Annotated in this window: 12 protein-coding genes; 9 read left to right on the top strand and 3 right to left on the bottom strand. The window is 59.5% G+C overall.

The window, feature by feature from the left end:
• Window positions 1–10 precede the first annotated feature (10 nt).
• Together DW349_RS12790 and DW349_RS12785 are read right to left on the bottom strand one after the other, a co-directional pair.
• On the bottom strand, window positions 11–886 hold the full coding sequence (locus tag DW349_RS12790; RefSeq protein WP_108124947.1) for an ion transporter: 876 nt from the start codon (window positions 884–886) through the stop codon (window positions 11–13).
• A 7-nt stretch (window positions 887–893) separates the two neighbouring features.
• Entirely contained in the window at window positions 894–1,961 is a 1,068-nt protein-coding gene (locus DW349_RS12785) for a BamA/TamA family outer membrane protein (protein ID WP_108124948.1), read from the bottom strand.
• A 203-nt stretch (window positions 1,962–2,164) separates the two neighbouring features.
• Here DW349_RS12785 and DW349_RS12780 point away from each other — a divergent pair, with 203 nt between their 5' ends.
• Window positions 2,165–2,761, top strand: coding sequence for an IMPACT family protein (locus tag DW349_RS12780; protein ID WP_108124949.1), 597 nt, complete (start codon window positions 2,165–2,167; stop codon window positions 2,759–2,761).
• Here DW349_RS12780 and queG read toward each other — a convergent pair.
• Window positions 2,745–3,830, bottom strand: a complete 1,086-nt coding sequence (queG, locus tag DW349_RS12775) for a tRNA epoxyqueuosine(34) reductase QueG (protein WP_108125311.1) — start codon at window positions 3,828–3,830, stop codon at window positions 2,745–2,747. The two genes, DW349_RS12780 and queG, sit on opposite strands and share 17 nt — an antisense overlap.
• A 144-nt stretch (window positions 3,831–3,974) precedes the next feature.
• Here queG and tsaE point away from each other — a divergent pair, with 144 nt between their 5' ends.
• The 8 genes from tsaE (at window position 3,975) to hflC (ending at window position 12,718) form a co-directional block, all read left to right on the top strand.
• Entirely contained in the window at window positions 3,975–4,448 is a 474-nt protein-coding gene (gene tsaE, locus DW349_RS12770) for a tRNA (adenosine(37)-N6)-threonylcarbamoyltransferase complex ATPase subunit type 1 TsaE (RefSeq protein WP_232819293.1), read from the top strand.
• A complete protein-coding gene (locus DW349_RS12765) occupies window positions 4,448–5,782 on the top strand; it encodes an N-acetylmuramoyl-L-alanine amidase (RefSeq protein ID WP_108124950.1) in 1,335 nt (444 codons plus the stop codon). Before tsaE ends, DW349_RS12765 begins: the two co-directional genes overlap by 1 nt.
• A gap of 58 nt (window positions 5,783–5,840) precedes the next feature.
• Entirely contained in the window at window positions 5,841–7,697 is a 1,857-nt protein-coding gene (gene mutL, locus DW349_RS12760) for a DNA mismatch repair endonuclease MutL (RefSeq protein ID WP_108124951.1), read from the top strand.
• Window positions 7,697–8,671, top strand: a complete 975-nt coding sequence (miaA, locus tag DW349_RS12755; protein WP_108124952.1) for a tRNA (adenosine(37)-N6)-dimethylallyltransferase MiaA — start codon at window positions 7,697–7,699, stop codon at window positions 8,669–8,671. Before mutL ends, miaA begins: the two co-directional genes overlap by 1 nt.
• A 240-nt stretch (window positions 8,672–8,911) precedes the next feature.
• Entirely contained in the window at window positions 8,912–9,154 is a 243-nt protein-coding gene (gene hfq, locus DW349_RS12750; RefSeq protein ID WP_108124953.1) for an RNA chaperone Hfq, read from the top strand.
• Window positions 9,155–9,213: 59 nt separating this feature from the next.
• A complete protein-coding gene (hflX, locus tag DW349_RS12745) occupies window positions 9,214–10,527 on the top strand; it encodes a ribosome rescue GTPase HflX (RefSeq protein ID WP_108124954.1) in 1,314 nt (437 codons plus the stop codon).
• 56 nt (window positions 10,528–10,583) lie between these two features.
• A complete protein-coding gene (gene hflK / locus DW349_RS12740; protein ID WP_108124955.1) occupies window positions 10,584–11,780 on the top strand; it encodes an FtsH protease activity modulator HflK in 1,197 nt (398 codons plus the stop codon).
• Between the two features lie 11 nt (window positions 11,781–11,791).
• Complete coding sequence (gene hflC, locus DW349_RS12735) at window positions 11,792–12,718, top strand: protease modulator HflC (protein WP_108124956.1); 927 nt, start codon at window positions 11,792–11,794, stop codon at window positions 12,716–12,718.
• Window positions 12,719–12,880: the final 162 nt, after the last annotated feature.

Here is a 12,880-nt window from a genome sequence, read left to right as displayed (position 1 = left end):
ACCGGCCGGTTCAGTCGTGGCCGGTTTGCAGCGATTCACCACAGAAGCGACAGAAATCGGCGTCCAGTTCGTGGCCGGTTTTGCCACAGCCGGGGCAGCCGCGGGAATCGCGTTTGATGCGAATCTGGTTGGCGAGTTCGGCGGTGTAGATGCCGGTCGGTACGGCAATGATCGCGTAGCCGGTGATCATCACCGCCGAGGCAATGAACTGGCCGATGGCGGTGACCGGCGCGATGTCGCCGTAGCCGACGGTAGTCAGCGTGACGATGGCCCAGTACACCGAGCGCGGAATCGATGAAAAACCGTTATCCGGGCCTTCGATCAGATACATGATCGAACCGAACACGATCACCAGCGTCAGTACCGCGTAGAGAAACACCAGAATTTTGCGGTAGCCGGTGCGCATCGCCTGCAACAGCATTTCCGCTTCGTTCAGATAGCGAAACAGTTTCAGCACCCGGAACACGCGCAGAATGCGCAGCACCCGGATCACCAGCAACGAATTCACGCCCGGAATCAGCAGACTTAAATAAGTCGGAATGATCGACAGCAGATCGACAACGCCAAAAAAGCTGGTGGCGTAGCGCCAGGGGTGTCGCACGCACAGCAGGCGCAGGCCGTATTCGAGCGTGAAAGCGAGCGTGAAAAACCACTCCAGCCGCACCAGCCATCCGCCGTGCTGATGTTGCACTGTACCCACCGTTTCCAACATCACCGCCATGACGCTGATCAGAATGGCGATGATCAGCGCGATGTCGAAGGCTTTGCCGGCCGGCGATTCGGCTCCGAAGATGATGTCGTTCAATCGCAGCCGCCAACCGGCCAGCGGTTCTGGCTGGTCGGTTTCGCGGGCAATGTGGAAGCGGTCGGGACGGCGTTGACTCATGGTGGGCTTAGAAGGCTTCGCCGACGCTGATGGTGAAGCCGATGCTTTCGACGTCGATCAAGGCGATGTCGGCGCGCACGTTGAAGCGCGAACCGGCCAGGGTGGCGTAACGAATGCCGCCGCCGAGCGCGGTGTGGAAGCGGTCCCAGGCCAGTTCATCGGCGTCGTCAGCCACTTGGGCGGCATCGATAAAGGCGGTTGTCGCCCAGCGCTCGGTCAGTGTCATCCGGTATTCGGTCTGCAAGCCGAACAGTTGGTGCCCGATCCAGAGGTTGCCATCGGCACCGCGCAACGACGATTCACCGGACGGACGCGGCAGGCGCGAAAACGGCGTTTCGTCGTTGCCGTAGGCGTAATTCACACCCAGTGCCAGTACGTCGCTGCCAATCGGAAAATACTGGCTGGCGGCGGTTTGCAGCAACACGTAGTCGTAATCGCTGCCCAGCGAGACGTTGTACTGGCGCAGCTCGGCTTGAGCCAGGGTGCCGCGCGTCGGCCAGTCGCGGTCGTCGGTGGTGTCCCAACTGGCGGTCAGGCCGAGGCCGACGTAGAGGCCGCCGTCGAATCCCAGATCGGCTTCAGAGAGCAGGGTGTTGCCGGCGTCGTCTTCGATGTCTTCGGATTCAACAAAGGCCAGGCCGCCCAAACGCAAATTCGGCGTCACGGCGTAGGCCGCGCCGGCTTCGGCGGTGAAGGCGGTCAGCTTGTAGCTTTCTTCGTCGGCGTCCAGATCAACTTCGTTGCTCTGGCCGTAATAGGGCGTTGGCCAATAGACACCGGACAGGCCGCCGGTCAGATTCCAATCGCCGCCGGCAATGAAAATGTCCGGTTGAATGTTGGCCTGGTATTGGCCTTTGGTGGTGCCTTGCAGCAAAAACGACAGCCGGTCTTGCGGCTCGCCGACGGCGGTTTGCGCAAATTGATGCATGGCGTAGACGCCATACTGAAAACCGGTCTCCGGGCTGGAACCGATGGCCGGCAGAATCACCCAGCCGGAGGGTTTCAATTCTTCCGCCTGGGCGGCACCCAGACACAGACTAAAAGCGCTGACGAGCAGGGAGGTTTTTTTCATCATGGCTGTCTCAATGGCGGTCTCAGGGTCAGGTTGATCGGCAGTGTACCCAGCGTGTTGCGCGAAAGGAAAGGTGTCGCGGTGCTGGCCTTGTCTGTCGCTGTGAACCGGGGTCGTTATAATGCGCCGCGCACGGTCCGGCGCGAGGTCAGTCTAAACGTTGGGCTTTGATGTTCGATGACAGTGATGAAACAGCGGGAGCGGAGATGAAATACACCCTGGCGTCGCCGGTTCACGCCGAATTGGTGATCAAGAAAAGCCGTTTTCTGGCCTGGGTGGAACCGGTCGCCGACAAAGCGCAGGCGCAACGGCGACTGGCCGAATTGCAGCAGCAATTTCCCGATGCGCGACATCTTTGTTTCGCCTTCGTCAGCGCTGGCGATTCCGGTATGAGCGACGACGGCGAACCGTCCGGCACCGCCGGCAAGCCGATGTTCAATGTGTTGAATCACAAACAACTCGATAATGTGCTGGCCGTGGTGGTGCGCTATTTCGGTGGCATCAAATTGGGCGCGGGTGGACTGGTGCGCGCTTATGGCGGCGCGGTGTCGCAGGCGTTGGAGACGGCTGACTACATCGCCTTGGAAACGCAGCATTTGTTAGAACTGGCGTTGCCGTTTGCGTTGGAGAGTGAGGTGCGGCGTTTGCTGGAATTGTTTGCTTTAACGCCGATGCAGGTGGATTACGCCGAGAGTGTGTGCATGCGGGTGCAAATGGCAGATAGCCGACTCGACGATTTCCGCGCTCAGTTTCAAGCCATCGCCCCGGCCGATCCGAACTTGCAACTCAGGCCGGTGGATTAGCGCCCTGGCGTTGCAACGCCCAGTCGATGTGTTCGCGCACCAGCTCCGATACGTCATCGCGCCGGGCGCGCAGCGCGTCAATGATTGCCGGATTGGCCGGCGCATTGCCCAAGGCTACGGCCAGATTCCGCAACCATTGTTGGTATCCGATGCGGCGAATCGCCGAGCCTTCGGTGGCCGCTAAAAATTGCGTTTCGCTCCACAGAAACAGCGTCAGTAATTCGGCCTGATCCAGGTCGTGGCGCGGTTGAAAATCGGCTTCCTGCGTCGGTTCGCTGAACGAATTGAACGGGCAGACGATCTGGCAATCGTCGCAACCATAAATGCGGTTGCCCATCAGCGGGCGCAATTCCAACGGAATCGAGCCGTTGAATTCGATGGTCAGATAACTGATGCAGCGGCGCGCATCGAGCACGCCGTCGGCGACAAAGGCGTCGGTCGGGCAGGCGGTTAAGCAGCGGGTGCAGGAACCGCAGTGGTCGGTCTCGAATGGTGGGTCGATCGGCAGCGGCAGGTTGGTGAACAGCTCGCCTAAAAAGAACCAGGAGCCGGCTGTGTTGTTCAACAGCAGCGTATTTTTACCGAGCCAACCCATGCCCGCCTGTTGCGCCAGTTGGCGCTCCAGCACCGGCGCGCTGTCAACAAAGGCTCGATAGCCGTGTTCGCCGACCCAGCTTTCGATGGTCCGGCCCAATTGCGTTAAGCGTTTGCGCAAGACTTTGTGGTAATCGCGGCCGAGGGCGTAGCGCGAAATGTAGGCCTGGTTGGGGTTGTCGAGCACCGATTGCATCGGGCCTTCGGGCCGGTAATCGAGCCGCACGGAAATGGCGCGTTGCGTGCCCGGATGCAGTTGCGCGCCGTCGAAACGTTTGTCGAGGTTGCGTTCCATCCACGCCATGTCGCCGTGGTAACCGGCCGCCAGCCAGGCTTCGTAATCGGCGCGGTGGGCTTCGCTGTTGGCCGAACCGATGTGCACCGCCTGAAACCCCAGCGCACGCGCTTCGGCTTTGATCCGTTCCGCCAGGGCGGTCAGATCGAGGGCGTCGATGCGTTGAATAGAAGCGGGCATGGCGGTTGGTTGGCGCGGCTGAACGGAATTGGGGCGGAGTGTGGGTGCTGGCGGCGGGCGCGTCAATGCGGCCGCTCCACGCCGCCGTTTCAGGATGGTACACTGCGCGCCAACCACGCACCGCCCGGGTCCGGAGAAGACGGCTTGTACCGACTCAACGTTGAAGAATCGCAGATGCCTGCCTTGGGCGACGCCCTGGCAAAAGGCCTGTTGCACGCTGGCGGTGGCCGCCTTTATCTCGATGGCACGCTGGGCATGGGCAAGACGACGTTGAGCCAGGCGATCATCGCCGGCTGCGGTTGGAGTGGCCACGTGAAAAGCCCGACTTACACCCTGGTCGAACCATACGAATGCGCTGAACTGACGGTGGTGCATTTCGATTTGTACCGCTTGTCCGACCCGGAAGAATTGGAATTCATCGGCATCCGCGATTACCTGACCGACGACAGCGTTTGGCTGGTGGAATGGCCCGAACGCGGCGCCGGCGTGTTGCCGCCGGCCGATGTCGTGATACATTTCAGCGAGGCCGGTTCCAGCCGGAATCTGGCCTTCGAAGCCCGCAGTGAACGCGGCCAACGTCTGGTTGAATACGTGCAGCAACGAGGGGAAAACGCCTGATGCATCGGCTGTTTATGCTGCTGGTCATAAGCCTGCTGGCGCCGCTGACTCAGGCGGTTGAAATTGAAAGTGCGCGGCTGTGGCCGGCGCCGGACAACACTCGCCTGGTGCTCGATCTGAGTGGCCCGGTGCAGCACCGCGTCTTTACGCTGTCGAACCCGAGCCGGGTGGTGGTCGACATCGAAGGCGCTGAACTGAATACCCGTTTCGACACGCTCGATCTGACCCGCAGCGGCATTCAACGCATTCGCAGCGGGCCGCGTCCCGATGGTGATTTGCGCATTGTGCTGGACCTCGATTCCGATTTGTCGCCGCGCAGTTTCACGCTGAATCCGAACGATCAATACGGCCACCGTCTGGTGCTCGATCTGGAACGCGCCAGCGGCGAAGCGCTGCAACCGCGTGAACAGCAGGTCAGCAAAACGGTCGGCGATCTGGCCGGTCAGCGGCGCAACATTATTGTCGCCATCGATGCCGGTCACGGCGGTGAAGACCCTGGTGCCATCGGTGGCCGCGGCACCCGGGAAAAACACATCGTGCTGGCGATTGCGCGCGAACTTTATCGACAATTGAATCAGGTCGAAGGCTTCGAGCCGTTCCTGGTGCGCACCGACGATTACTACATTTCACTGCAACGCCGCCGTCAGATTGCGCGCGAACATAACGCTGATCTGTTTGTTTCCATTCACGCTGATGCATTTACCAGCCCGCGCGCAACCGGAGCGTCGGTGTTCGCGCTGTCATCCGGCGGTGCGACTTCCACCATGGCGGCGTATCTGGCGAATCAGGAAAATGCGTCGGACGTCATTGGCGGCATCAATGGCATCAGTCTGGAAGATAAAGACGAAGTGCTGAGATCGGTTCTGGTCGATTTATCGATGACGGCGACGATGCGTTCCAGTCTGGATGTTGGCAGCCGTGTGCTGGGTGAAATGCGCAGCGTGGCGCGGTTGCACAAGGCGACGGTCGAGCAGGCCGGATTTGCCGTCTTGAAGTCGCCCGACGTGCCCTCCATCCTGGTAGAAACCGGCTTTATCTCCAACCCGACCGAAGAGGCCAATTTAGGCTCGCCCGGTTATCGCCAGCGCCTGGCGACGGCGGTACGCGACGGCATCATCGACTGGTTCAAGGACAACCCGCCGCCAGGCACCTGGATTGCGTGGCAGCAGAGCAACGGCAACGACGGTATGCGCCGTTACACCGTGGTGCGCGGCGATACGCTGTCTGGCATTGCCAATCGCAACGGCACCTCGGTTGGCCGGTTGCGCGAGGTTAATCAGTTGCAGGACAGTGCCATTCGTATCGGCCAGGTGTTGCTGATTCCCGAAGCTTGATGGTCGGTTTTTCGGCGCGCATTTTTCATTCGATTCACCAATTCGCTAACGAGTAAGCATGTCACGAATACAGATACTGACGCCCCGTCTGGCTAACCAGATCGCCGCTGGCGAAGTGGTGGAACGGCCGGCGTCGGTGATCAAGGAATTGCTGGAAAATTCGCTCGACGCTGGGGCTAACCGGGTGGATGTCGAAGTCGAAGCTGGCGGCGTGAAATTGATGCGGGTGCGCGATAACGGCGGCGGCATTAATCGCGACGATCTGGCGTTGGCGCTGGCGCGTCACGCGACCTCGAAAATTCACAATCTCGACGATCTGGAAGCCGTGGCCTCGCTCGGTTTTCGCGGCGAAGCGCTGGCGAGTATTGCCTCCGTCGCACGGCTGGTGCTGACCTCAAAACCGCCGGAACAGGATCAAGCCTGGCAGGTGGTTACGCACGGTCAGGACATGGACACCGAGCTCTCACCCGCAGCGCACACCGATGGCACCAGTGTGGAAGTGCGCGATCTGTTTTTTAACACTCCGGCGCGACGCAAATTTCTGCGCACCGAAAAGACCGAATTCAGCCACCTCGAAGAAGTGATCAAGCGACAGGCATTGGCGCGGTTCAATGTTGGTTTTTCGTTGCGCCACAACAACCGCACCATTCATTCGTTGCGCCCGGCGACGACGCAAGCTGAGCAGGAGCGTCGTGTTGCCCAGTTGCTCAGCGCTGACTTTATGAATAATGCCCTGGTGATTGATGTCGAGGCTGCCGGTTTGCATCTGACCGGCTGGGTCGGCTTGCCGACGTTTTCGCGTTCAATGCCGGATATGCAGTATTTCTTCGTTAACGGCCGGGTAGTGCGCGACAAGGTGATCGGCCACGCCGTTAAACAGGCATATCGTGATGTGCTTTATCACGGCCGGCATCCGTGCTTTGTGCTGTATTTGTCGCTCGACCCGGCGGGTGTGGATGTCAATGTGCACCCGACCAAGCACGAAGTGCGCTTTCGCGATCAACGGTTGGTGCACGATTTTCTGTTCCGCCAATTGCACCGCGCCTTGGCCGAAGTCCGCCCGGACGCGAACAACGATCCGGTGCTGGCGCGCACGCCGCAACCGGCGCCGGTCAGCGGTCTGGCCGCGGGCGAATTTGGCGGCCAGCAGCGCATGGATATGTCGCCGCAATCTTATTCGCAGCCCTACGCTCAAACGCCCGAACGCAGCCCGTTGGCGGTGGCCGATCAGCTGAGTTTTTATCAGTCGTTGCAGGCCAACCCGACAACGGGTCCGCGTCTGGACGGCATGGCGTTGCAGTCGCCGCCACTGCCGGAAGAAGCCGACGATGTGCCACCGCTGGGCTTCGCCGTGGCGCAATTGCACGGCGTCTATATTTTGTCGCAAAGCCGGCTGGGTTTGATTGTGGTCGATATGCACGCGGCGCACGAACGCATCACTTACGAGCGCATGAAAACCCAATACGATCTGCAAGGCGTGCAGGCGCAGCCGGTGTTGGTGCCACAAAAACTGGCGGTCAGTGAACGCGAAGCTGACGCGGCGGAAGAATTTTCCGGCCTGTTGGCGCAGTTCGGCTTGCTGGTCGAACGCATCGGACCGGAGGCACTGATCGTGCGGCAGACGCCGGTGTATTTGCAGCAGGCGGAAATTGAACCGCTGGTGCGCTCGGTGCTGGCCGACTTTATGGAACACGAAACGTCCGACGCCATTGTTGCCCGGCGTGATGAAATTCTCTCCACCATGGCTTGCCACGGTTCAGTGCGCGCCAACCGCAAACTGACCATTCCGGAAATGAACGCCCTGCTGCGCGACATGGAACGCACCGAGCGCTCCGGCCAGTGCAACCACGGTCGGCCGACCTGGACTCAGTTGAGTCTCGATGAACTCGACAAGTTGTTTTTGCGAGGGCGCTAGTGGCCGCTGACAAACCGCGCGCGGTCTTTCTCACCGGCCCGACTGCGGCCGGTAAAACCGATCTGTCGCTGCTGCTGGCGGAGGAATTCGACGGCGAAATTGTCACCGTCGATTCGGCCCAGGTTTATCGCGGCATGGACATTGGCACGGCCAAACCCACAGCTGAAGAACTGGCCCGGGTGCCGCATCATTTGATCGATTTGTGCGACCCGGCGGAATCCTATTCGGCGGCGGCCTTTCGCGACGATGCGCTGGCGGTGATGACCGACATCAGCGCGCGCGGCAAATTGCCGATTCTGGTGGGCGGTACCGCGCTCTATTTCAAAGCCCTGGTGCAACCGATGGCGGCAATGCCGGCGGCGGACCCGCAACTGCGCTCGCAACTGCAGGCCTGGCTGGAGCAGGACGGTTTACCGGCATTGGTCGAAGAATTGCAACGCGTCGACCCCGAGGCCTGGGCGCGTATTGATCGGCAAAACCCGCAGCGGGTGTTGCGCGCGCTGGAAGTGCAACGTCTCAGTGGTCGGCCGATTTCCGAATTCTGGGCGCAGTCGGCGCACGACGGTCGCGGCGGTCTGAGTGCGTCTGCGCTGGATGACTTCGGCTGGCAGGTGGTGCAGTTTGGCGTCGCGCCGACGGAACGCTCGGTGCTGCATCAACGCATCGAACAGCGTTTTCAGTTGATGCTGGAGCAGGGGTTTATCGCCGAGGTTGAAGCGCTGTATCGGCGCGGCGATCTGCATCTGGATTTGCCGTCGATGCGTGCCGTGGGGTATCGGCAGGTCTGGCAATTCCTGGACGGCGACCTGGACCGGGCGCAAATGATCGACGCCGGCGTAGCCGCAACGCGCCAACTGGCCAAACGCCAACTCAGTTGGATGCGCGCCTGGGAAGGCCTGATCTGGCTGGATTCGCAAGCCGACGACCGCCTGGATCAGGCGCGGCAAAGGTTGCGTAAAGCGAAATTTAGGTGACGACCGGCCATCCACAACGCCCAGCTTTTCGCCTACAATGCATCGCAGATTTTCGTGATTGCGACCGGGCCGGTTGCGGTTATTGCCAAGAGGCGGTAACCGGGCTGTCTCTCCCAGACTTTTTGTCGGCCGGGCTCCTCCGGTTTGGAGGCCGATGGCGACGCTGGTGCAAGCACGTGGCGCCCGGGGCATCCCGGGTGATAAACGATACCTATAATCCTTCGTTAAAAGGAGTCCGACATGTCAAAAGGGCACTCGTTACAAGACCCTTTCCTGAACGCCTTGCGCAAAGAGCGCATCCCCGTCTCTATCTTTTTGGTTAACGGCATCAAGCTGCAGGGTCAGATCGAAAGCTTTGACCAGTTTGTCATTCTGCTGAAAAACACCGTCAGCCAGATGGTCTACAAGCATGCCATTTCAACCGTCGTTCCGGCCCGTAACGTCAAGATCGCCCACGAAGGCGACGAAGCGGTGGCTGAATAAAGCCGGCGTCGACGTCCTCTGTCTGGATAGCCCGGCGTAGCCGGGCGCGGAGAGTCTGATTGTTTTTTGAACGTGTCGAAGGTGGGGACCGGGCTGTACTGGTTCACATCGACTTCCATGATGCGGACCGCCGCGAAGACCCCCAAGAATTTGAAGAACTGGTGGTGTCGGCCGGTGGAACGCCAGTGGCTTTTGTTGGTGGTGCCCGTGGCATGCCAGATTCCAAGTTTTTTGTCGGTACCGGCAAGCTGGAAGAAATCAAAGCCGCTGTCGCCAGTACCGATGCTGATGTGGTGTTGTTCAATCACAGCCTCAGCCCCTCCCAGGAACGCAACATCGAACGCGCTGTTGAGTGCCGGGTGTTGGACCGCACCGGTCTGATCCTCGACATCTTCGCCCAGCGCGCGCGCACCCATGAAGGTAAATTGCAGGTCGAGTTGGCCCAGTTGCAGTACCAGAGCACGCGCCTGGTTCGCGGCTGGACGCACTTGGAAAGGCAGAAAGGGGGCATCGGTCTGCGCGGCCCGGGCGAAACCCAGTTGGAAACCGACCGTCGACTGTTGCAGGCGCGCATCAGCAGCATTCATCGCCGCCTGGAAAAGGTCGAGAAACAACGCAATCAAGGCCGTCGCGCACGCACCCGTTCCGATACGCCAACGGTGTCGCTGGTGGGTTACACCAACGCCGGTAAATCGACGCTGTTCAATGCGCTGACCAATGCTGAGGTCTATGCTGCCGATCAATTGTTTGCCACCCTGGACCCCACACTGCGCCGGCTGAGTGTGCCGGACATGGGCGATGTCGTGTTGGCCGACACGGTTGGATTCATTCGCCATTTGCCCCATAAACTGGTGCAGGCGTTCAAGGCGACGTTGCAGGAAACCGCAGAAGCCGATTTGCTGTTGCACGTCATTGATTGCGCCGATGAAGACCGGGTCGAGAACATCGAACAAGTCGAACTGGTGCTGGATGAAATCGGCTCACTCGACCTGCCCCGGCTGGAAGTGTTCAACAAGATCGATTTGCTGGACGACTTTGCCCCGGCCATCGAACGCGATGACCAGGGCAAGCCGATTCGCGTTTGGGTGTCGGCGTATCGCGGCGATGGCCTGGCGTTGATTCAGGCCGCTATTGCCGAACTGCTCGGTGACGATGTGATTGCGCAACAACTGGCATTGGCGCCGAGCGAGTCGGCCGTGCGCGCAGCACTGTACAAACAGAATGCCGTGCTCAGCGAAGCCTACGACGAGACCGGCAACAGCCTTTTGGATGTGCGCATTCAGAAGAAAGATTTGAAGCAATTGCTGAAGAAAAATGGCCTGGATCTGTCGCGCTTCGGCCTGGCAAATACCAAAGAATTTTTTGAGCATTGATGGTGGGCACCGCCCGGCATCGTAACGGACGGAACACTTAAAAAACGGAGACGACCATGGCGTGGAATGAACCACCAAATGGCAATAACAACGATCAGGATCCCTGGGGGAACCGTCGCCGTCGTGGCAACAATGACGGTCCGCCGGACCTGGATGAACTGTTCAAACAATTCAACGAAAAGCTGAGCAAATGGCTCGGCGGCGGCAAAGGCAATAAGGGCGGTGGCTCCAATAAAGGTGGCGGATCGGCCGGTAGCCTGGGTGCCATTATCGGCATTCTCGTCGTGCTGGTGATCGCTTACGCCGCTTACGATTCCATCTATACCGTCGATGAATCTGAACGCGCCGTGGTGTTGCGTCTGGGTAAATTCCACGCGCTGGAAACACCGGGGCTGCACTTCAAAGTGCCGTTCATTGATGCCATCGATCAGAAGGTGAACGTCACCGAAGTACGGTCCTACCGGCATCAGTCCAGCATGTTGACCGGCGATGAAAATATCGTCTCGGTCACCATGACGGTCGAATACCGCGCCGTAAACGCGCGCGATTTCGCACTCAATGTGCGTCAGCCGGAAACGTCGTTGGCGAACGCGGCTGAATCGGCGCTGCGCCACGTCATGGGCAGTGCGACGCTGGAACAGGCGTTGACCGTCGGTCGTGACGCCATTCAGGTTGCCGTGCGTGAACGGCTGCAGAACTACCTGGATTCCTACAACGTCGGTATTGAACTGGCGCAGTTGAACATCAACGACACCTCGCCGCCGTCGGCGGTTCAGGAAGCCTTTGATGACGTGATCAAGGCGCGTGAAGACGAACAACGCCTGATCAACGAAGCCCAGGCTTACGCCAACCAGATTCTGCCCGTCGCTGAAGGTAATGCGCGCCGGCAACTGGAAGAAGCTCAGGCGTATAAAGAAGAAGTGGTCGCCCGCGCCACGGGTGAAGCCGATCGTTTTACCGACATTCTGGCGGCGTACAACGAAGCGCCAGACGTCACGCGTCAGCGTCTCTATCTGGAAACGCTGTCCGGTATTTACGAGAACGCCTCCAAGGTGCTGGTTGATGTCGAGAACGGCAACAACCTGATGTATCTGCCGTTGGATCAGTTGCGTCGCAACGCGACTGGCAGCAGCAGTGCCAGCGGCGGCGGTAACGGCGGTGGCAGCGACATCAACAACCTGTCGAGCAGCGAAATCCGGAATCTGACCGATCAGATTCTGGGTGAGCTGGATCGTCGGCGCGGCAACAACTGAGGAGCGAGACAATGAGCAATCGTAATGCACTGGTTCTGGTCGCGCTCGCCCTGTTGGTGTTTCTCGGTATCCAGAGTTTGTACGTGGTGACCGAGAAAGAGCGCGCCATCAAATTGAAATTCGGTGAAGTCGTTCAGGCGGATTTGCCGCCGGGCCTGCACCTGAAAATTCCGTTTATTGAGGAAGTGCGCAAGTTCGATCGCCGCATCATCACCCTCGATACCGATCCGGAACGCTTTATCACCAGCGAGCAGAAAGGTCTGGAAGTCGACGCCTACATTCAATGGCGCATCGACAACGTGCGTGACTACTACACCGCCACCAGTGGTGGTGACATGTTCCGCGCCAATTCCATTCTGGAAAGCCGCATCAACTCTGGCCTGCGTGATGCCTTTGGTTTGCGCACCTTGCGTGAAGTGGTATCGGGTCGCGGCCAGGAAGAACCGTTGTCAACCGGCGGTCGCATTGAGGACGAAGGTGAACGTGATCGGCTGATGCGTCAGACCACGCAGCAGATCAACCAGTTTGCCGACGGCCTGGGCATCGAAGTCATCGACATTCGTATCAAGGCCATCGATCTGCCGCAGGAAGTGTCGCAGGATGTATTCAGCCGGATGCGTTCCGACCGCGAACAGGAAGCGCGCCGTTTCCGTTCCAACGGTGAACGTCAGGCCGAAGAAATTCGCGCCTCGGCCGACCGTCAGCGCACGGTGATTCTGGCCGAAGCCTTCCGCGAAGCCGAACAGCTGCGCGGTGAAGGCGACGGTGAAGCAGCACGCATCTACGCCCGCGCTTACGGTCAGAACGAAGATTTCTACTCGTTCTACCGCAGCCTGCAGGCGTACCGCGAAAGCTTTAACGATGGTGGCGATCTGATGCTGCTGGATCCGCAAAGCGATTTCTTCCGCTTTATGCGTGACCAAAACGGCGTCAATTGACGCCGTGCTAAACGCTGGACGGGAGACGCCGGACGCTTAAATGATGAAAAATCTTTTGGGGGTTTCCCGTCCTAAGTGTAGAATTCGTTAACCGGGCTCCTTGCCCGGTTTTTTTGTGCCCAATGAATGGTTTTGGATCGAAAAATGACCATCCTGGGGTTC

Source organism: Saccharospirillum mangrovi (assembly GCF_003367315.1).
In the GTDB taxonomy this organism is placed as follows: domain Bacteria; phylum Pseudomonadota; class Gammaproteobacteria; order Pseudomonadales; family Natronospirillaceae; genus Saccharospirillum; species Saccharospirillum mangrovi.
The sequence above is the reverse complement of the archived record's forward strand: the minus strand, read 5'-3'. Positions and strand labels throughout refer to the sequence as shown.

Excerpts from the sequence above, each read along its gene's own strand:
- queG (WP_108125311.1), bottom strand. The coding sequence starts at position 3,830 with ATGCCCGCTTCTATTCAACGCATCGACGCCCTCGATCTGACCGCCCTG.
- DW349_RS12785 (WP_108124948.1), bottom strand. The coding sequence starts at position 1,961 with ATGATGAAAAAAACCTCCCTGCTCGTCAGCGCTTTTAGTCTGTGTCTG.
- hflK (WP_108124955.1), top strand. The coding sequence starts at position 10,584 with ATGGCGTGGAATGAACCACCAAATGGCAATAACAACGATCAGGATCCC.
- hflC (WP_108124956.1), top strand. The coding sequence starts at position 11,792 with ATGAGCAATCGTAATGCACTGGTTCTGGTCGCGCTCGCCCTGTTGGTG.
- mutL (WP_108124951.1), top strand. The coding sequence starts at position 5,841 with ATGTCACGAATACAGATACTGACGCCCCGTCTGGCTAACCAGATCGCC.
- hfq (WP_108124953.1), top strand. The coding sequence starts at position 8,912 with ATGTCAAAAGGGCACTCGTTACAAGACCCTTTCCTGAACGCCTTGCGC.
- DW349_RS12780 (WP_108124949.1), top strand. The coding sequence starts at position 2,165 with ATGAAATACACCCTGGCGTCGCCGGTTCACGCCGAATTGGTGATCAAG.
- DW349_RS12790 (WP_108124947.1), bottom strand. The coding sequence starts at position 886 with ATGAGTCAACGCCGTCCCGACCGCTTCCACATTGCCCGCGAAACCGAC.
- DW349_RS12765 (WP_108124950.1), top strand. The coding sequence starts at position 4,448 with ATGCATCGGCTGTTTATGCTGCTGGTCATAAGCCTGCTGGCGCCGCTG.